Raw genomic sequence first — 17,600 nt, 5'->3', positions numbered from 1 at the left:
CCCCCCGCCGATATCGCCGTCATGGTGGCGGCCGTCGCCGACTGGCGGGTCGCTTCCTCCGCCGACCAGAAGATCAAGAAAATGCCGGGCGAAGCACCGGCTCCGCTGATGCTGACCGAAAACCCCGACATCCTCAAGACCGTTGGGCATCACGACAAGCGCCCCAGACTTGTCGTCGGTTTCGCCGCCGAGACGCAGAATGTGGACGAAAACGGGCGATCGAAGCTTCAGCGCAAGGGTGCAGACCTGATTGTTGCAAACGACGTCTCGCCTGAGACCGGCGTCATGGGCGGCATGCGCAATCAGGTGAAGATCATCAGCGAGACCGCGATCGATGCGTGGCCCGATCTCGGCAAGGACGAGGTTGCGATGCGGCTCGCCGAGCTGATAGCGGCCCGGCTCGCATGAGGATCACGCGGCCTTCGACAGCGCCTGCGGCTGGAATAGCAGTGCCTGCATGCCATCCGGGCAGACCTTGACGGCGCTGCCATCTGGAATTTCCACCCAGGTATCGGCCTCGTCGTTCAAAGGTTCGGACACCAGGCAGTAACCGGTCTTTGATCCATCCGCATCCGACCCCTTGCCCGTCATCGGTGCGGCGTAGAGGGTCGGTGGCTTGTGATCCGTGGCATAGCGCACCGCATAAAGCTGGCGGCCGTTGGAAAAGCATGCGGTGAAGCGCACGAGTGCCGTGCCGAGCCGTTCCATCGAGATGTCTTCGACGGCGGCGATCGCCTTTTCCATCGCACCCAAGGGATCGGTATCCATGCCGAATTGCAGCGCCAGCAGGAAGAGAAGCTCGGAATCGGTCGATCCGGTCCGGGCCGAGAACAGTTCGTCCGATAACAGGCTTTCGAGCGGCCGGCGGATCGCTTCGAAGCTCGTGACCTGGCCGTTGTGCATGAAGGACCAGTGGCCATGCACGAAGGGGTGACAGTTGTCGCGCCGTGTTGCGCCCGTCGTTGCGGCGCGGACATGGGCAAGAAACAGTGGTGAGCGAATCTGCCGTGCGATACTGCGCAGATTGCAGTCGGACCAGGCCGGAAGGATGTCCCTGTAGCGGCCGGGCTCTGGCCTGTCGCCATACCAGGCGATGCCGAAACCATCGCCATTGGTGGCGGTCTTTGCGCGTGTGGCACAGTGGGATTGCTCGATCAGGGAATGGGCGGGCGAAGAGACCAGTTCTTCCAGATAAAGCGGTTCGCCCCGATAAGCTGCCCAACGACACATTTGTCTTTCTGCTCCACTCTGTCTGCTTGCAACGCACACAACCGCCGAAAATCAAGCGTCTCGAAATAGGGTTAATGAAACATGAATTACCGGCCGAGATGACAGTTTTGTGGCCCCTTCCCCATCACGTTTTGCAACGCAATGTTGCCTCAGCCTGTTGTCGCGGCGGCTTCAAAGCCTAAATGAAGCTGCATGGTTGATGATACAAAATCGAGCGCGGACGCGCATGCCGGCACATCTGACGGCACCGACATTCTGCACGAAGTGCTGAACCAGCCCGCCAAATGGGCGGTTTTCTTCGATATCGACGGCACGCTGATCGACATCGCGGATACGCCTGATGGTATCGTCGTGCCTGACGATCTGGCCGAGAATCTGACCCGGCTTTCCGCGAAACTGAGCGGTGCCATGGCGCTGGTGACGGGTCGGGCTCTGCCCTACGCCGATCAGCTGTTCAAGCCGCATATCTTTCCGATTGCCGGCCTGCACGGGGCGGAAAGACGATCGATGTCGGGAGCGATCGAGCGGGTAACGCCAGGTCCTGATTTCGAGGCGCTGAAAGCAAGCCTTGCCGAGGAAGCAGCAGCCTGGCCGGGCGTTCTTGTCGAGGACAAGGGTCTCGCCGTGGCTGCCCACTACCGACAGGCGCCGACATTCCAGGGGCAAGTCGAGGCGGCGATGGAACGCTATCGCGAGCGGGCAGGATCCGACTTCACTCTGCAGCGAGGGAAGATGGTGGTGGAAATCCGCCCTGCCCGCGCCAGCAAGGGCGATGCGCTACGGGCTTTTCTCAGCGAAGAGCCATTTGCCGGCCGGTTGCCGATCGCGATCGGTGACGATGTAACTGATGAAGCGATGTTCAGGGTTGCCAACAAGCTGGGCGGCCACTCGATCCGGATTTCCGATATCGCGGCCGACACCGTCGCGTCGGCAACATTGGGATCGGCGGCCGAACTGCGCGCGCTGATCGCCAAGCTTGCCGCCGCCTGAACTGATTTGAGAATGCATTTTCGAAAGGAAATATCGTGAGCCGTCTAGTGGTCGTATCGAACCGCGTCACCGTTCCGGACAAGACCGGTGCGGCACCTGCCGGCGGCCTTGCCGTAGCCCTGCAGGCAGCCCTTGAGGAACGCGGCGGCATCTGGATGGGTTGGTCCGGCAATTCCAGCGGCAACGAGGAACCCGGCCCGCTTGAGATGCAGGAGCATGGCGCGATCACCTATGCGCTGACCGATCTCACCGACACCGACGTCGAGGAATATTACCACGGCTTTGCCAACCGGGTGCTCTGGCCGATCTGCCACTACCGGATGGACTTGGCCGAATACGGTCGTAAGGAAATGGCCGGCTATTTCCGGGTGAACCGCTTCTTTGCGCAGAAGCTTGCGCCGCTTCTCAAGGAAGACGACATCATCTGGGTGCATGACTACCACCTGATCCCGCTGGCAGCCGAACTTCGCCAGATGGGCTTCAAGAACAAGATCGGCTTCTTCCTGCATATTCCGTGGCCGCCGGCGGACGTGCTGTTCACCATGCCGGTTCACGAGCAGATCATGCGCGGTCTTTCGCAGTATGACCTGGTCGGTTTCCAGACGGATTTCGATCTGGACAATTTCGGCGGCGGGCTGGTGCGCGAAGGGATCGGCGAGCGGATAGACGGCGGCAAGAAGTTCTCGACCTTCGGGCGCACCTTCAAGGGCGGCGCTTACTCGATTTCGATCGAGACCGAGATCTTTTCCAAATTCGCGATCAAGGCCGAAAAGAACGCGATGGTGCGCAAGGCGCGCCAGAGCGTCGAGGGCAAGGATCTCATCATCGGCGTCGACCGCCTGGATTATTCCAAGGGCATTACGCAGCGTATCGACGCCTTCGAGCAGTTTGTCGCCACCAACCCGGATCACCACAACAAGGTGACCTATCTGCAGATCACGCCGAAATCGCGCTCGGAAGTGCCGGAGTACGAGCAGATGCAGCGCATGGTCGCCGAACAGGCGGGCCGCGTGAACGGGGCGATCGGCACCGTTGACTGGGTGCCAATCCGCTATATCAACAGATCCGTGCCACGCCCGGTACTTGCAGGTCTCTACCGGCTGGCGAAGATCGGCCTCGTGACGCCGCTGCGCGACGGGATGAACCTTGTCGCCAAGGAATATGTGGCGGCGCAGGATCCGGAAGATCCGGGCGTGCTGGTGCTGTCCCGCTTTGCCGGAGCGGCCCGCGAGCTGCGCGGCGCGCTTCTGGTCAATCCATACGACATCGAGGGAACGGCGCATGCCATCGCCCGCGGGCTCAGCATGCCGCTCGACGAGCGCAAGCAGCGCTGGCAGATGATGATGGACCACCTGCTGACCTACGACATCAATCGCTGGTGCGACGACTTCCTCAAGGACCTCATCGAGGACTGAGTATCCGCTGGAGCCGCCCCGCAATGACGGGCGGCTTCAACTCCCTTGAGTGAGGCGGATTGACCGGCCGCCGTCGATGCGCTGAATAGATCCCGTTGCCTTTTCATCATTCGCGGCCTGCGGATTGATGCCAATTCATTTCGAGGTCTCCATGCCGGTCGCAGTCACAGCCGAACATATTGCCGAAGCCGAAACCCTGATCCGTCCGCATATCCGCCGAACCCCGACGATGCGGGTGGACATGCAGGACTTTGGGGCCGAACCATGCCAAGTCGATCTCAAGCTCGAACTGCTGCAGCATTCCGGTTCGTTCAAGGTCCGCGGCGCTTTCACCAATCTTCTTGGCCGGGAGGTGCAGGCGGCAGGCGTGGTAGCAGCATCGGGCGGCAATCACGGTGCAGCCGTTGCCTACGCGGCCCGCAAACTCGGTGTTCCCGCGCATATCTTCGTGCCAAGCGTCGCCTCCAAGGCAAAGATAGATCTCATCCGCTCCTACGGCGCAGAGCTTGTAATCGGCGGCGACCGCTATGCGGATGCGCTGGCCGCAAGCGAGAAGTATGTCGTGCAGACCGGGGCGATGGCAGTGCATGCGTTCGACCAGCAGGAAACGCTGGCGGGACAAGGCACGCTCGGCAAGGAAATCGAGGAAGACCTGCTGCATATCACGACGTTGCTGGTCGCCGTCGGCGGCGGCGGACTGATCGGCGGTATCGCATCCTGGATGCGCGGCCGGGTGAAGATCGTCGCCGTCGAATCCGACCGCGCGCCGACGCTTTACGACGCCTTTAAGGCAGGCCGCCCCGTGGATGCGCCGGCGGGCGGTATCGCGGCCGATTCGCTTGCGCCAAGGCAGGTCGGGCAGCTGATGTTTCCGGTGGCCCAGGCATTCATCGAGCCGCCGGTTCTCGTGACCGACGAGGACATTCTGAACGCGCAGAAGGTGCTCTGGTCTGGCGCGCGGCTGGTGACCGAGCCGGGTGGTGCGGCGGCGTTTGCGGCTGTCTTGTCCGGCAAATACCGTCCACATCCGGGTGAGCGCGTCTGCGTGCTGGTCTGCGGATCGAACACGACGGCCGTCGATTTCGGTTGAGCGTGCGCCACACTTCCCTTCGGGATGCGGCAGCGATAATGCTGAGACCATGTTTCAGCTAGAACAGCCGGCCACATTCGAGCAGGTCATCAAGAAAAGCCGCTTTCTGGCGATCGCGCTTCCCGTGGTAAGCGAGGGGGAAGCGAAAGACGCCATTGCTGGGCATAGCGTTGCCGATGCCACTCACAACTGCTGGGCCTGGCGGATTGGATCAGCCTATCGCTTTTCCGATGACGGCGAGCCGAGCGGGACGGCGGGCAAGCCGATCCTTGCCGCCATGGACGGCCAGTCGCTGGACAAGGCTGTCGTCATCGTGACCCGCTGGTTTGGCGGCATTCTGCTCGGTAGCGGTGGTCTGGTGCGCGCCTATGGCGGCACGGCTGCCGCCTGCCTGAGAGCGGGCCCGCTCATCGAATTCAAGCCGTCGGTGCAGGGTGGCGTCAGCATCGAGTTTTCCGACCTTGCACGAACGAAAGCCAGGCTGCAGTCGATCGAGGACGTGAAGATCACCGAGGAAGTGTTCACAGAGACAGGTGCCGAGCTGCGGATCCAGATACCGGAAGCCGAGCAGGAGCTCATCTCAAGGCTGATCTCCGACCTTACCAGCGGCAGGTCGGAGCTATCGCTCGATTGAAATCACGCCGCCTTGGCGACGTGATATTCCTTGATGGCGACCATCTTGATCGCGGGGAAGCGTTCGGACTCGTAGCGCAGCGAAAACGAGTCCTGCGCCAGGAAGACCGGATCGCCGTCGAGATCGCGGGCGATATCGCCGCGCTTGACGGTCAAGAACTTCTCAAGCTCCACCGGCTGATCCGACGAGATCCAGCGGCAGACGGAGAAGCGGGACATTTCGAACGAGACCGGCAGCGTATATTCCCCCAACAGCCGCTCTTTGAGAACATCGAGCTGCAGCGCGCCGACGACGCCGACGATGGCGGGCGAACCGTCTTCCGGGGAAAACAGCTGCACGACGCCCTCTTCCGCCATCTGCTGCAGGGCTTCCTTCAGCTTCTTCGCCTTCATCGCATCTTCCAGACGGACGCGGCGAAGGATTTCCGGCGAGAAGTTCGGGACGCCCTGGAAGACGAGATTTTCGCCTTCCGTCAGCGTATCGCCAATACGAAGCGTGCCGTGGTTGGGAATGCCGACGACATCACCGGCAAAGGCGGTGTCGGCGATGTGACGCTGGGAGGCGAAGAAGAACTGCGGCGCCGTGAGGCCCATCTGCTTGCCGGTGCGCGCCAGCCTTGCCTTCATGCCACGCTCCAGCTTGCCCGAGCAGATGCGCGCAAAGGCGATACGGTCGCGATGGTTCGGATCCATATTGGCCTGGATCTTGAAGACGAAGGCCGTCATCTTGTCTTCGCTTGCATGCACGGTGCGGATATCGGCGACCTGGTCACGCGGCGGCGGAGCAAAATCGGCCAGTGCGGTGATCAGATCCCGGACGCCGAGATTGCGTAGCGCCGAGCCGAAGAAGACAGGCGTCATGTGACCTTCGAGAAACGCGTTTCTGTCAAACGGGCGGCAGGCTTCCCGCGCCAGTTCGACTTCCTCGACGAAGGCCGCGCGTTCGTTTTCCGGCAGTCGGTCGGCGACAGCTTGCGGTCCGTTGACCGAGATCGCGTCCTCGCTGTCTGGACCACGGACCCGGTTATCGGCCAGGTGGTAGGTTCCGCAGAAGCTCTTGGAACGACCGATCGGCCAGGTGATCGGGGCCGTATCCAGCGCCAGCTTTTCCTCGACCTCGTCGAGCACTTCGAAAATGTCGCGGCTTTCGCGGTCCATCTTGTTGATGAAGGTGATGATCGGAATGTCGCGCATGCGGCAGACTTCAAACAGCTTCAGCGTGCGCGGCTCGATGCCCTTGGCGGCATCGATGACCATGATCGCCGCATCGACCGCCGTCAGCGTGCGATAGGTATCGTCCGCGAAGTCTTCGTGGCCGGGCGTATCGAGAATGTTGAACACCTTGTCGGAATATTCGAACGTCATCACCGACGTCACGACCGAGATGCCGCGTTCGCGTTCGATCTTCATCCAGTCGGACCGCGTCTGGATGCGATCCTTCTTGGCCTTGACCTCACCGGCGAGCTGGATGGCGCCCCCGAACAGAAGCAGCTTTTCCGTCAGCGTTGTCTTGCCCGCGTCCGGATGCGCAATAATCGCGAATGTGCGGCGGCGGGAGACCGCCTCTGCAATGGTTTCGGCCATCTTTTATATCCTGTGAATTGCCGCGGTATCTAGCGACTAAAGCCCGCCATTGCAATTGACCTGCCGCGCTGCGGCGCAAAGTAATGGGCAATGATCATTCAAGCCCCCGCCTCACCCGTCCTCAATGTCCTGCGTCTGCCCCATGGCCAGGATCTGGATCTGCCCGCCTACGAGACATCGGGCGCTGCCGGGATGGACCTGCGTGCCGCCGTGACCGATGGCGAGCCGCTGACCATCGCACCCGGCAAGCGCGCCCTGGTGCCGACCGGTCTCGTGTTCGAGATCCCCGCCGGGTTCGAGGTGCAGATCCGCCCGCGTTCAGGGCTTGCGTTCAAGAACGGCATCACCTGCCTCAACACCCCCGGCACGATCGACAGTGACTACCGCGGCGAAGTGAAGGTTTTGCTGATCAATCTGGGCGACGAGGACTTCGCTATTACCCGCGGCATGCGGATCGCACAGATGGTGATCGCGCCCGTGACCCAGGCGCGGATCGTCGAAGTGACCGAGGCAAGTGCCACGGCACGCGGCGCCGGCGGGTTCGGATCCACCGGCGTCTGAACTCCGTCGCAATCCCGTGACGCCGACCTCGGGAAATCAGGCTGATACAGTGGGGCGTTCCCCGGCCATGCGATAGGAGATCGCCTCGGCCAGGTGAATTCTGCCGATACCATCCTTCGCGTCGAGATCGGCCAGCGTCCGCGCCACCCGCAAGACCCGATGATAGCCGCGGGCGGAGAATTTGAGCTTTTCCGCCGCGTCGCGCAACAATTGCAGCCCGCCCGGATCGAGTTCGGCGAATTTCTCGATCATCGCGGTGGAGCAGCGGGCGTTGGTCAGAACGGTGTACTGGCCTTCACCTTCGAAGCGTTCTCTCTGCCTGTCGCGTGCGGCCGCCACCCGCCTTGCCACGCCGGCGCTTGGCTCCGCCGGCGCCGGGCGGATCAGATCGCTTGCCGAGACAGCGGGCACATCGATGCGGATATCGATGCGGTCCATCAGCGGGCCGGAAATACGTGCCTGATAATCCGAAGCACAGCGCGGGCCACGGGCGCAGCTATGTCCCGGTTGTCCCGCCATGCCGCAGCGACACGGGTTCATCGCGGCTACGAGCTGGATGCTCGCCGGATAGGAGACCCGGTGGTTGGCCCGGGCGATAACACATTCGCCAGTCTCCAGCGGCTGGCGGAGCGCATCGAGAACCTGGGGCGAGAATTCCGGAAACTCATCCAGGAAAAGGATGCCGTGATGCGCGAGCGAGGCTTCTCCGGGCCTGGCGCGCAGACCGCCGCCGACCAGTGCCGCCATCGTGGCGGAATGATGCGGCATGCGATAGGGCCTCCGGTCCGACAGCTTTCCGCCCGAAAGCTGGCCGGCGATCGAGTGGATCATCGAGACTTCGAGCAGTTCGGTTGCCGAAAGCGGCGGCAATATCGACGGAAGGCGGGCTGCGAGCATGGATTTTCCCGAACCGGGCGGACCGACCATCAGGAGGTTATGACCGCCGGCAGCCGAGACTTCGAGCGCGCGCTTGGCGCTTTCCTGGCCTTTGATATCGACAAGGTCAGGCAGATTGGCGGGCGGTGCACGGACCGCCGGCTGCGGCCGCGACATGACCTGCGTGCCGCGAAAATGATTGGCGAGCGCGATCAGGCTGCGGGGGGCGAGAATATCGACGCCGGGTCCAGCCCATGCCGCCTCGGCGCCGCTTTCGGCTGGGCAGATCAAGCCTTTTCCGATCGCATTGGCGCTGATGGCCGCCGGAAGCGCACCGGCGACGGCGGCAAGCGTTCCATCGAGGTTAAACTCGCCGATCACGACATAATCGGCCAGCATGTCGCCGGGTACGGCACCGAGCGCTGCCATCAGGCCAACGGCGATCGCGAGGTCGAAATGGCTGCCTTCTTTGGGAAGGTCGGCCGGGGCGAGATTGACCGTGACTTTTTTCGGCGGCATGGCAAGGCCCGAGGCATGCAGTGCTGCCTGCACCCGCTCTCGGCTTTCGGCGACTGCCTTGTCCGGCAGGCCGACGATATGCATGCCGATCTTGCCCGGCCCGATCATGACCTGCACATCGACCGGAATGCCTTCAATGCCCTGAAATGCTACCGTTCTGATACGCGCGACCATTCCGACCCGCCCACATGCGCAAGCTAAGGTGGGGATATTCCCGCCTACCGTGCTACAGGTTGAAAGCTTGCACGATTGCTGGCGAATTTCAAGAACAGGCAGTGAACAATTTCGCGCATGAGACGAAGGCAGCGTGCATCAGGTTGCATAACGAGAACAGATGTGAACGGTTATCAGTTCTGCTTGGCGTCGATTGCATCCCACATGAGGCTCGCGACGTCAGCACCGCCGAACTTCTTCACTTCGCGGATGCCCGTCGGAGATGTGACGTTGATCTCGGTCATGTAATCGCCGATCACGTCGATGCCGACAAAGATGAAGCCGCGCTCGCGCAGAGCCGGCCCGATACGGGCGCAGATTTCCTTTTCGCGCGGCGTGATATCGGTCGCCTCGGCACGGCCGCCGACATGCATGTTGGAGCGGCTGTCGGTTTCCGAGGGCACGCGGTTGATCGCGCCGACCGGTTCGCCGTCAACGAGAAGAATGCGTTTGTCGCCCTTGCGCACTGCCGGAAGGTAGGCCTGCGCGATATAGGGCTCGCCGCGATACATCTGGCCGAACATTTCCAGAAGCGAGGTAAAGTTGCGATCATCGCGGGCGGAATGAAACACGCCGGCACCGCCATTGCCGTAAAGCGGCTTCAGGATGATGTCGCCGAGCTCATGGCGGAACTTGGCGATCTCCGCCGGGTCGCGGGAGATCAGTGTCGGCGGCATCAGGTCGGCGAACTCGGTAACGAAGATCTTTTCCGGCGAGTTGCGCACCCAGGCCGGGTCATTGACCACGAGCGTCTTCGGATGGATGCGCTCCAGAAGATGGGTGGATGTAATGTAGCCCATGTCGAAGGGCGGATCCTGGCGAAGCTGCACGACATCCATCGTCGACAGATCGGTCGGCTGCTTTTCCCCAAGGGTAAAGTGATCGCCCTTGATGTCGCGCACCTGCAGCGGCTCGAGAGCTGCAAAGATGCGTCCGTCGCGCATCGTCAGGCGGTCGGGCGTATAGTGGAACAGCTCGTAACCGCGCGATTGCGCTTCGAGCGCCATGGCGAATGTGGAATCGCCGGCAATGTTGATGCCGGAAATGTGGTCCATCTGAAATGCGACCTTGCGAATTTTCGCCATGACTTCAGCCCCCTAGGATTGGCCCGCCTGATGTAGGACGACGAACCCCGAAAGGCAACCTTGGCCCGGATAATCAGCAGGACCGACGATGGGGCCTGCGCTGCCAGAGGCCTAGAACGCATCCTGGAAATGGCGCGGAAACCTTCCCGGCAAGACGGCGATGATGTCGTATCGCTGCGATAACCCGGATACGTCCTTGCGTTTCTGCAGCCAGAGATCGCTCGCGGCCCGGATCCGTTTCTGAGATGCGAAGGAGACGGCGTCGAGCGCCTGCATCTCGGATCGTCTAGCCTTCACCTCGACAAAGACCACGAGATCGCGCTTGCGGGCGATGAGATCGATCTCGCCCAGTTTCGTGCGGTGGCGAAGGGCGAGGATGCGATAGCCTTTCAGCAGGAGATAGGCAGCAGCGACATATTCCGAGACATGGCCGCGGCGCTCTGCCTTGCGACGTCTGGCGCCGATCTCATCCCGTTGTGCCATCGCGATCCATCAGGTCCCGTTCTTCATGGCGATCAGGCGCTGATAGAGATCCTTGCGCGGCAGGCCGGTGATCCTTGCCGCTTCAGTCGCAGCCTTTGCGGTCGGATGCGTTTTGGAAAGGTCCTGCAGGATGGCATCGACCTCCACCTCGCCCGGCGCCTCTTCAGGTGCTGGAGGTTCGATCAGAAGGACGATCTCGCCCTTGACGTTGTGGCCGTCACCGTAATGGGCGGCAAGCTCGGCCAGCGTGCCCCGGCGAAACTCCTCGTAGGTCTTGGTGAGTTCCCGGCAGACGCAGGCAAGCCGGCTGCCGCCGAGCACATCGGCTGCAGAAACGAGCGTGTGGGCAATGCGATGGGGAGATTCAAACAGGATCAGCGTTGCCGGGATCTTTGAAAGTTCCGCAAGCCGGTCGCGGCGGGCTTTATCCTTGGAAGACAGAAAACCGACGAACAGGAAAGCATCCGACGGCATGCCGGAACCGACGAGGGCCGCAAGCGGGGCAGATGCGCCGGGGATGGGCACGACACGATAACCCGCATCGATCGCCATCTGGCCGAGCCGATAGCCGGGATCCGACACCAGCGGCGTGCCCGCATCGGAAACCAGCGCCACGGACTTGCCGGCTTCGAGTGCCGCAATCAGCTTCGGCCCGGCCTCGTTGGCATTGTGCTCATGATAGGAATAGGGGCGATTGACGATGCCGTAGCGATCGAGGAGCACGCGGGTGACCCTTGTGTCCTCGCAGGCGAGCACATCGGCGCCGGACAGGGTTTCGAGCGCGCGCAGCGTGATATCGCCGAGATTGCCGATCGGGGTTGCGACGAGATAGAGCGCCGGCTCGATGGGGCGGGAAGCGATAAACGTGTTGCCGACGCGATAGCCGCGCTGTCCCTTGACGGGTTCGGCGGCGATTTCGGTGGATTGCTCTGAAGATTGGTCGAGGGTCATCGCCTGTTATGGTCGAGGCCGCAGGCTTCGGCAAGCAGAGGCCGGCGATGTTTTGCGCGTCCGGTTTCGCCGCGTTGCGTTTTCTGTGTGCAAGTGCGGTATGAACAAGCAATTCAAATGGCGCAGGGTCCGTTCTGCTCTTGCTTTCGCATCCGAATGTCTGCCATTTTGCCGGTCCACATGTTCCGGCTGCGCAATGGCCGGCAGAGAATATCAGGTGGTCCGGCCAGCCGGATCGCCACGGTCGAAAGCGATAGTGTCCATGCGTATTACTCTTGAGCGCTCCAATCTCTTGAAGTCGCTGAATCACGTGCACCGCGTCGTGGAACGGCGCAACACGATTCCGATCCTGTCCAACATCTTGCTGCGCGCGTCCGACGCGAGCCTGGACATGAAGGCGACGGACCTTGATCTGGAAGTGACGGAATCGACACCGGCCATGGTGGAACAGTCCGGCGCCACGACCGTGCCGGCGCATCTGCTTTATGAAATCGTCCGCAAGCTGCCGGACGGATCGGAAGTGCTGCTCGCCACCAGCGCCGACGGCGCGACCATGACCGTGCAGTCCGGCCGTTCGAAATTTTCGCTGCAGTGCCTGCCGGAAACGGATTTCCCGGATCTGACGGCCGGCAGCTTCAGCCATACGTTCAAGATGAAGGCGACCGATCTCAAGATGCTGATCGATCGCACGCAGTTTGCGATCTCGACCGAAGAGACCCGCTATTATCTGAACGGCATCTTCTTTCACACGATCGAGGCCGGTGGCGACCTGAAGCTGCGTGCCGTTGCAACCGACGGCCATCGCCTTGCCCGTGCGGACCTCAAGGCGCCTTCCGGCTCGGAAGGCATGCCCGGCATCATCGTGCCGCGCAAGACCGTGGGCGAGTTGCAGAAGCTGGTCGACGATCCGGAAGCCTTCGTGACGGTGGAGGTCTCCGACGCCAAGATCCGCCTTTCGATCGGCGGCATCGTCATGACCTCGAAGCTGATCGACGGCACATTCCCGGATTACCAGCGCGTCATCCCGACCGGCAACGACAAGGAAATGCGCGTCGACTGCCAGAGCTTTACCAAGGCCGTCGACCGTGTCTCGACGATCTCCTCCGAGCGCGGACGTGCCGTGAAGCTGTCGCTGTCCGAAGGGCAGCTGATGCTGACGGTCAACAATCCGGATTCCGGCAGCGCCACGGAAGAAGTGGCCGTCGGCTACGAATATGACGCGATGGAAATCGGCTTCAACGCCAAATACCTTCTCGACATCACCGCCCAGCTTTCCGGCGACGACGCGATCTTCATGCTGGCGGATGCGGGGTCACCGACGCTGGTACGTGATACGGCGGGCGACGATGCGCTCTATGTGCTGATGCCGATGCGCGTATAACATTCAACAAGGCGGCTCGGAAAACCCAGCCGCCTTTTTTGTGCCGTATTCCGCCTGCGACATTTCATCTTGTTTTTGCGGCAAATCGGTTCACATTGGCTGAAACTGGAGGGGACGACCTGATGGAACTGCGTTTGAAGGAACGGCTCGGCCGGAAGTTTGACGAGGAGATCCGTTTCTTCAAGGGATGGATCGACGGTCCAAAACAGGTCGGAGCCATCATCCCAACATCCTCAGTCACTGCCAAGCGGATGGCGAGCATCATCGACACAACTTCCGGCCTGCCGGTTCTCGAGCTCGGACCAGGCACCGGCGTCATCACCAAGGCGATCCTGAAAACCGGCATCGAGCCTCAGAACCTTGTTTCGATCGAGTATTCGACCGATTTCTACCAGCATCTGATGAAGACATTCGAAGGCGTGCATTTCATCAATGGCGACGCGTTCGATCTGGATCGCACGCTCGACACACTGAAACATCAGAAATTCGACTGCGTGATCTGCGCCATTCCGATGCTGAGCTTTCCGATGGAACGCCGCATCGAACTTCTGGAAGATCTTCTCGACCGCGTTCCGGCGGGACGCCCGGTAATGCAGATCACCTACAGCCCAGTTTCGCCTATTATCGCCAAGCCAGAGCGCTACAAGATCAAGCACTATGACTTCGTGGTGCGCAACATTCCGCCGGCGCAGCTATGGACATATACGCGCGCTTAGCGTCCGGACCTTCTCCGACATGACATTTGGGATTTACATCACGCATCCGCAGGTCCGGATCGACCCCAACGTGCCGGTGCCGCAATGGGGCCTGTCAGAGACGGGACGCCAGCGCGCGCAACAGGCGGCCATGTCCGACTGGGTTTCGAGGCTCGGGCGTATCGTGTCGAGCGACGAGACAAAGGCGACTGAGACCGCCGACATTCTGGCCGCGGCGGTCGGCCTTAAGACGGAAATCATCGATAGCCTGCAGGAGAACGATCGCACGGCGACAGGCTTTCTGGCGCCGCCGGATTTCGAGGCGGCAGCGGACTGGTTTTTCGCCAACCCGACCGAGAGCTTCAAAGGCTGGGAGCGCGCCGCGGATGCGCAGGCGCGGATCGCGTCTGTGGTCGAATCCGTTCTGGCGGACCACGATCCCGCGGTGCCGATCGCCTTTGTCGGTCATGGCGGCGTCGGCACGCTTCTCAAATGTCATCTGAAACGAACGGCCATATCCCGCACGGAGGATCAGCCGAATGGCGGTGGCAATCTGTTTGCCTTCACCCTTGCGGATCGCGCCGTCACATGCGACTGGACCCCGATCGAAACATGGAAGGGAGACTGACAGACATGCAAGCGCGTGACAGGCTGATTGTGGGCCTTGATATCCCGACCGTGTCCGAAGCGGAAAAGATGGTGGCAACGCTTGGCGACACCGTCTCCTTCTACAAGATCGGCTACCAGCTGGCGTTTGCCGGCGGACTGGAATTTGCCCGCGATCTTGCAAAGGATGGCAAGCAGATCTTTCTCGATATGAAACTGCTCGATATCGACAACACGGTCGCCAAAGCTGTCGAGAACATCGCCAAGATGGGCATGACCATGTTGACGCTGCATGCCTATCCGAAGGCAATGCGCGCCGCGGTCGAAGCGGCAAAGGGCTCCGATCTCTGCCTGCTCGGCGTTACCGTGCTGACCTCGATGGATGCGGCCGATATGATCGAAGCCGGCTATGCGCAGACACCGGGCGAGCTGGTGGCACGCCGCGCCGAACAGGCGCGTGCGGCCGGCATGGGCGGCATCGTCTGCTCGGCCGAGGAATCGGCCGCCGTCAGGGCGATCGTCGGAGCCGACATGGCGGTGGTCACCCCCGGCATCCGTCCGACCGGCTCCGATGCCGGCGACCAGAAACGTGTCGTGACACCTTTCGATGCCCTGAAGTCAGGCTCCAGCCACCTTGTCGTTGCCCGCCCGATCGTCCAGGCAGCCGACCCGAAGGCGGCCGCGCAGGCTATCCTCGCGGCAATGCAGGCGGCGCTCTGACCTGCAGACGACGCTTGATCCGGATCAGCGGTTGTTGGCCAATCGGTTACGAGCGCCGTCGTTGACGATAAGGTTTGGGGAACCGCCGGGAAGGCTGTTGTCGACAACGGTATTGTCGTCAGCGCCGTCTTTGTGATCGAGCCCTCCCAGCAACATCTTGGGCTGAACGAGGCAATAGCTGTTGAAGACGCTCACGCCTTGGCGACTTCCAATCCATACTGCAGGGCGGGCGACAGGCAGCTTGTACTCGAAGGTATTGGCGCGAACGACGTTGCCCTTCGGAGGCTGGTGGCGAATGGTGCCCCCCTCACCGCAGTTCCGATACAGAAATATGCCGCCGGTCAACGGATTGACGAACCTGTTGTTTTCGATCCGGTTGTTTGCGGAGCCATCGACTGCCAAGACCTCTCGCCATTTCGGACTGGCTGCGAAAACATTTCCGACAATGGTGTTTCGTGCCGATTCCGCATCGAGGTAAACGACGGTCGATTCCGCTTTTCCAGTGAATCGCGAATTCTGCAGCGTAACGTCCGCCACACCCGGCGCAAGATAGAGCGGCACCCCGGCACTGCCAGAGAATGTCAGATTGTCGAGAAGAATACGTTTTGGGGCCGCCGCCTGTGCCCGCAAGGTATGTCCCGGGTGCTGCGAGGAGGCCTTGACTTGCTCGGCTTGGCCGTTGGCACCGAGGCCCTGGATCCGCAGATCCCCCCGGATATGACAATTGCGGATCGTAATATCAGTGGGCACGTCCCATTTGCCTTGCGGCAGTTTGCGTGAGCGGATCAACACGGTTCTGCCTTTAGCAGCCGAGCCATCAATCGTCGCGCCGTTGCAGTCAAAGACAACACCGGAAGCACGACTACCCGAGAATATGACAGGCCGCACGATGTTGTCGCTCTGAGCAAGCGATACATCGCAGCTAATTTCCACCGGCTTGAGACCGGAACTTGCCGGTGCCCGCAACTTTTCCATGATCTTCGGGCTACAACTTGCAGCCTTTGCGGGGCCGCAGGCGACCAGCAGCAACGGCACGAGATACGGCAGAGCCAAACAGGCGTTGCGCGCTGCAATCCGGCCGCGTTGTCCGGTCTTTATCATGTTGACTCCCCGCCAGATTTGCTCGAATCGAATATGCCCAATCGAGGAGAGGTTATTATGGCAAAAGGTTACTGGATTGCTCGGGTCGATGTTCGCGACGCCGAGCGATACAAGGACTACGTCGCTGCGGCAAAACCGGCGTTTGAGGAATACGGCGCCAATTTCCTTGCTCGTGGCGGCGCGATGAACGAACTGGAGGGCACGGCCCGCGGCCGCAATGTGGTGATCGAGTTCCCGTCGATGCAGGCTGCAGTCGATTGCTACAACTCGCCGGCATATCAGATCGCTGCTAAAATCCGCCAGGAAGCGGCCGATGCCGAAATGGTTGTGGTCGAGGGTGTCTGATATCGCTCGCTGACAGCGACAACCGGTTGCGGAAACACTTCCACCGTCGCACGGATTCGGCTAAACAGCATTCCATATTTCGTCGTCCCTTCTTCAGGCTCCCGGAGCTTATCATGACCATCAACAATCTACCGCCTCTCGTCACCGTCTTCGGGGGATCCGGCTTCGTCGGCCGACAGGTGGTGCGCACGCTTGCCAAGCGCGGCTACCGTGTTCGCGTCGCGGTGCGTCGCCCGGATCTTGCCGGCTTTCTTCTGCCCGCCGGCTATGTCGGCCAGATCTCGCTGGTGCAGGCGAACCTGCGCTACCGCGATTCCGTGCTGCGGGCCGTCGAAGGCTCCGCGCATGTGGTCAACTGCATCGGCATCCTGTTTGAAAGCGGCCGCAACACGTTCGACGGCGTGCAGGATATCGGCGTGAAGACGCTGGTCGAAGCCGTCAAGGCTGCCGGCGCGAAGCTGACCCATGTTTCGGCCATCGGTGCCGATGTCAATTCCGCTTCGAGCTATGCCCGCAGCAAGGGCCGCGCTGAGGCGACGATCCAGGCCGCACTGCCGGATGCGGTGATCCTGCGTCCTTCAGTGGTTTTCGGTGCTGACGACAGCTTCTTCAACCGGTTTGCCTCGATGGCACGGACGTTCCCGTTCCTACCGCTGATCGGTGGTGGCCATACGAAACTGCAGCCGGTCTTCGTGGAAGACGTGGCGGAAACCGTGGGACGCTCCGTCGACGGCTCCATTCCGTCCGGCAAGATCTACGAGCTGGGTGGCGGCGAAGTAATGACGATGCGCGACTGCATGGAAACGGTCATGCGTGTGACCGCCCGCAAGAAACCGCTTCTCTCGCTGCCTTTCGGCGTGGCCTCCATGATCGGCAGCGTTGCCTCGATGGTGCCCCTGATCACCCCGCCGATCACGGCGGACCAGGTGGAACTCCTGAAACGGGACAATGTGGTTTCGGACGCTGCGGAAAAAGAAGGCCGCACTCTTGCCGGTATCGGCATCACGCCGACGCTGGCTACCTCCGTTCTTGCGTCCTACCTCGTGCGTTACCGGCCGCAGGGCCAGTACACGGGCTCCGGCAAGGCCGCCTGATTTCAATATCCTAGATCCTTACCGGATC

The 17,600-nt window shown here is 61.4% G+C and carries 19 protein-coding genes; 12 read left to right on the top strand and 7 right to left on the bottom strand.

The genetic code is table 11. The features are described 5' to 3' along the window. Positions 1-408 (top strand): phosphopantothenoylcysteine decarboxylase (locus tag ASF70_RS24590; RefSeq protein WP_280136587.1); only part of this gene is annotated, 408 nt, incomplete at its 5' end. A 3-nt stretch (positions 409-411) separates the two neighbouring features. Here ASF70_RS24590 and ASF70_RS07600 read toward each other — a convergent pair. Beyond that, positions 412-1,230 carry a class II glutamine amidotransferase gene (locus tag ASF70_RS07600; protein ID WP_062578804.1) on the bottom strand — a complete coding sequence of 273 codons (819 nt, stop codon included), beginning with the start codon at positions 1,228-1,230 and terminating at the stop codon, positions 412-414. A 192-nt stretch (positions 1,231-1,422) separates the two neighbouring features. Here ASF70_RS07600 and otsB point away from each other — a divergent pair, with 192 nt between their 5' ends. From otsB to ASF70_RS07580, 4 genes are all read left to right on the top strand, one after another. Further along, a complete protein-coding gene (gene otsB / locus ASF70_RS07595; RefSeq protein WP_062578801.1) occupies positions 1,423-2,220 on the top strand; it encodes a trehalose-phosphatase in 798 nt (265 codons plus the stop codon). A gap of 35 nt (positions 2,221-2,255) precedes the next feature. Next, on the top strand, positions 2,256-3,635 hold the full coding sequence (otsA, locus tag ASF70_RS07590) for an alpha,alpha-trehalose-phosphate synthase (UDP-forming) (protein WP_062454049.1): 1,380 nt from the start codon (positions 2,256-2,258) through the stop codon (positions 3,633-3,635). Positions 3,636-3,786: 151 nt separating this feature from the next. Beyond that, entirely contained in the window at positions 3,787-4,725 is a 939-nt protein-coding gene (locus tag ASF70_RS07585; RefSeq protein WP_062578799.1) for a threonine/serine dehydratase, read from the top strand. A gap of 49 nt (positions 4,726-4,774) precedes the next feature. After that, on the top strand, positions 4,775-5,359 hold the full coding sequence (locus ASF70_RS07580) for a YigZ family protein (protein WP_062578797.1): 585 nt from the start codon (positions 4,775-4,777) through the stop codon (positions 5,357-5,359). A 2-nt stretch (positions 5,360-5,361) separates the two neighbouring features. Here ASF70_RS07580 and ASF70_RS07575 read toward each other — a convergent pair whose 3' ends face one another. Beyond that, positions 5,362-6,942 carry a peptide chain release factor 3 gene (locus ASF70_RS07575; protein WP_062578796.1) on the bottom strand — a complete coding sequence of 527 codons (1,581 nt, stop codon included), beginning with the start codon at positions 6,940-6,942 and terminating at the stop codon, positions 5,362-5,364. Positions 6,943-7,032: 90 nt separating this feature from the next. On the opposite strand from ASF70_RS07575, the gene dut reads away from it, so the two are divergent. Next, positions 7,033-7,503 (top strand): dUTP diphosphatase, encoded by a 471-nt coding sequence (gene dut, locus ASF70_RS07570; RefSeq protein ID WP_062578793.1) that lies wholly within the window; start codon positions 7,033-7,035, stop codon positions 7,501-7,503. Positions 7,504-7,539: 36 nt separating this feature from the next. Here the strand turns inward: dut and ASF70_RS07565 are convergent, their stop codons facing one another. From ASF70_RS07565 to rsmI, 4 genes are all read right to left on the bottom strand, one after another. After that, a complete protein-coding gene (locus ASF70_RS07565; RefSeq protein ID WP_062578791.1) occupies positions 7,540-9,072 on the bottom strand; it encodes a YifB family Mg chelatase-like AAA ATPase in 1,533 nt (510 codons plus the stop codon). A 173-nt stretch (positions 9,073-9,245) separates the two neighbouring features. Further along, the gene (gshB, locus tag ASF70_RS07560) at positions 9,246-10,196 is read right to left on the bottom strand and encodes a glutathione synthase (protein ID WP_062578789.1); all 951 of its coding nucleotides are present in this window, start codon (positions 10,194-10,196) and stop codon (positions 9,246-9,248) included. 111 nt (positions 10,197-10,307) lie between these two features. After that, the gene (locus ASF70_RS07555; protein WP_062454055.1) at positions 10,308-10,679 is read right to left on the bottom strand and encodes a YraN family protein; all 372 of its coding nucleotides are present in this window, start codon (positions 10,677-10,679) and stop codon (positions 10,308-10,310) included. Between the two features lie 9 nt (positions 10,680-10,688). Beyond that, positions 10,689-11,630: a 16S rRNA (cytidine(1402)-2'-O)-methyltransferase gene (gene rsmI / locus ASF70_RS07550; protein ID WP_062578787.1), complete on the bottom strand. Its 942-nt coding sequence runs from the start codon at positions 11,628-11,630 to the stop codon at positions 10,689-10,691. 262 nt (positions 11,631-11,892) lie between these two features. Between rsmI and dnaN the strand changes: the two genes are divergently transcribed. From dnaN to pyrF, 4 genes are all read left to right on the top strand, one after another. Next, positions 11,893-13,011 (top strand): DNA polymerase III subunit beta, encoded by a 1,119-nt coding sequence (gene dnaN / locus ASF70_RS07545; RefSeq protein WP_062454057.1) that lies wholly within the window; start codon positions 11,893-11,895, stop codon positions 13,009-13,011. Positions 13,012-13,133: 122 nt separating this feature from the next. Further along, complete coding sequence (gene pmtA / locus ASF70_RS07540; protein ID WP_062578785.1) at positions 13,134-13,727, top strand: phospholipid N-methyltransferase PmtA; 594 nt, start codon at positions 13,134-13,136, stop codon at positions 13,725-13,727. A gap of 19 nt (positions 13,728-13,746) precedes the next feature. Further along, entirely contained in the window at positions 13,747-14,334 is a 588-nt protein-coding gene (locus ASF70_RS07535; RefSeq protein WP_062578783.1) for a histidine phosphatase family protein, read from the top strand. A 5-nt stretch (positions 14,335-14,339) separates the two neighbouring features. Beyond that, the gene (pyrF, locus tag ASF70_RS07530) at positions 14,340-15,032 is read left to right on the top strand and encodes an orotidine-5'-phosphate decarboxylase (protein WP_062578781.1); all 693 of its coding nucleotides are present in this window, start codon (positions 14,340-14,342) and stop codon (positions 15,030-15,032) included. Positions 15,033-15,056: 24 nt separating this feature from the next. On the opposite strand, the gene ASF70_RS07525 is transcribed toward pyrF, so the two are convergent. Continuing rightward, the gene (locus ASF70_RS07525) at positions 15,057-16,133 is read right to left on the bottom strand and encodes a right-handed parallel beta-helix repeat-containing protein (RefSeq protein ID WP_062578779.1); all 1,077 of its coding nucleotides are present in this window, start codon (positions 16,131-16,133) and stop codon (positions 15,057-15,059) included. 57 nt (positions 16,134-16,190) lie between these two features. Between ASF70_RS07525 and ASF70_RS07520 the strand changes: the two genes are divergently transcribed. Further along, positions 16,191-16,478, top strand: a complete 288-nt coding sequence (locus ASF70_RS07520) for a DUF1330 domain-containing protein (protein ID WP_062578777.1) — start codon at positions 16,191-16,193, stop codon at positions 16,476-16,478. A gap of 113 nt (positions 16,479-16,591) precedes the next feature. After that, on the top strand, positions 16,592-17,572 hold the full coding sequence (locus ASF70_RS07515) for a complex I NDUFA9 subunit family protein (protein ID WP_062454063.1): 981 nt from the start codon (positions 16,592-16,594) through the stop codon (positions 17,570-17,572). The last annotated feature ends 28 nt before the right edge of the window (positions 17,573-17,600 follow it).

The organism is Rhizobium sp. Leaf321 (assembly GCF_001423215.1).
Lineage (GTDB): Bacteria > Pseudomonadota > Alphaproteobacteria > Rhizobiales > Rhizobiaceae > Neorhizobium > Neorhizobium soli.
Note: the sequence above shows the minus strand (reverse complement) of the source record. Positions and strands in the feature narration are given on the sequence as shown.

What these genes read in the sequence shown, in the direction of transcription:
- ASF70_RS07600 (WP_062578804.1), bottom strand. Translation starts at nt 1,230, where the DNA reads ATGTGTCGTTGGGCAGCTTATCGGGGCGAACCGCTTTATCTGGAAGAA.
- otsB (WP_062578801.1), top strand. Translation starts at nt 1,423, where the DNA reads ATGGTTGATGATACAAAATCGAGCGCGGACGCGCATGCCGGCACATCT.
- ASF70_RS07585 (WP_062578799.1), top strand. Translation starts at nt 3,787, where the DNA reads ATGCCGGTCGCAGTCACAGCCGAACATATTGCCGAAGCCGAAACCCTG.
- ASF70_RS07580 (WP_062578797.1), top strand. Translation starts at nt 4,775, where the DNA reads ATGTTTCAGCTAGAACAGCCGGCCACATTCGAGCAGGTCATCAAGAAA.
- ASF70_RS07575 (WP_062578796.1), bottom strand. Translation starts at nt 6,942, where the DNA reads ATGGCCGAAACCATTGCAGAGGCGGTCTCCCGCCGCCGCACATTCGCG.
- dut (WP_062578793.1), top strand. Translation starts at nt 7,033, where the DNA reads ATGATCATTCAAGCCCCCGCCTCACCCGTCCTCAATGTCCTGCGTCTG.
- ASF70_RS07565 (WP_062578791.1), bottom strand. Translation starts at nt 9,072, where the DNA reads ATGGTCGCGCGTATCAGAACGGTAGCATTTCAGGGCATTGAAGGCATT.
- gshB (WP_062578789.1), bottom strand. Translation starts at nt 10,196, where the DNA reads ATGGCGAAAATTCGCAAGGTCGCATTTCAGATGGACCACATTTCCGGC.
- ASF70_RS07555 (WP_062454055.1), bottom strand. Translation starts at nt 10,679, where the DNA reads ATGGCACAACGGGATGAGATCGGCGCCAGACGTCGCAAGGCAGAGCGC.
- rsmI (WP_062578787.1), bottom strand. Translation starts at nt 11,630, where the DNA reads ATGACCCTCGACCAATCTTCAGAGCAATCCACCGAAATCGCCGCCGAA.
- dnaN (WP_062454057.1), top strand. Translation starts at nt 11,893, where the DNA reads ATGCGTATTACTCTTGAGCGCTCCAATCTCTTGAAGTCGCTGAATCAC.
- pmtA (WP_062578785.1), top strand. Translation starts at nt 13,134, where the DNA reads ATGGAACTGCGTTTGAAGGAACGGCTCGGCCGGAAGTTTGACGAGGAG.
- ASF70_RS07535 (WP_062578783.1), top strand. Translation starts at nt 13,747, where the DNA reads ATGACATTTGGGATTTACATCACGCATCCGCAGGTCCGGATCGACCCC.
- pyrF (WP_062578781.1), top strand. Translation starts at nt 14,340, where the DNA reads ATGCAAGCGCGTGACAGGCTGATTGTGGGCCTTGATATCCCGACCGTG.
- ASF70_RS07525 (WP_062578779.1), bottom strand. Translation starts at nt 16,133, where the DNA reads ATGATAAAGACCGGACAACGCGGCCGGATTGCAGCGCGCAACGCCTGT.
- ASF70_RS07520 (WP_062578777.1), top strand. Translation starts at nt 16,191, where the DNA reads ATGGCAAAAGGTTACTGGATTGCTCGGGTCGATGTTCGCGACGCCGAG.
- ASF70_RS07515 (WP_062454063.1), top strand. Translation starts at nt 16,592, where the DNA reads ATGACCATCAACAATCTACCGCCTCTCGTCACCGTCTTCGGGGGATCC.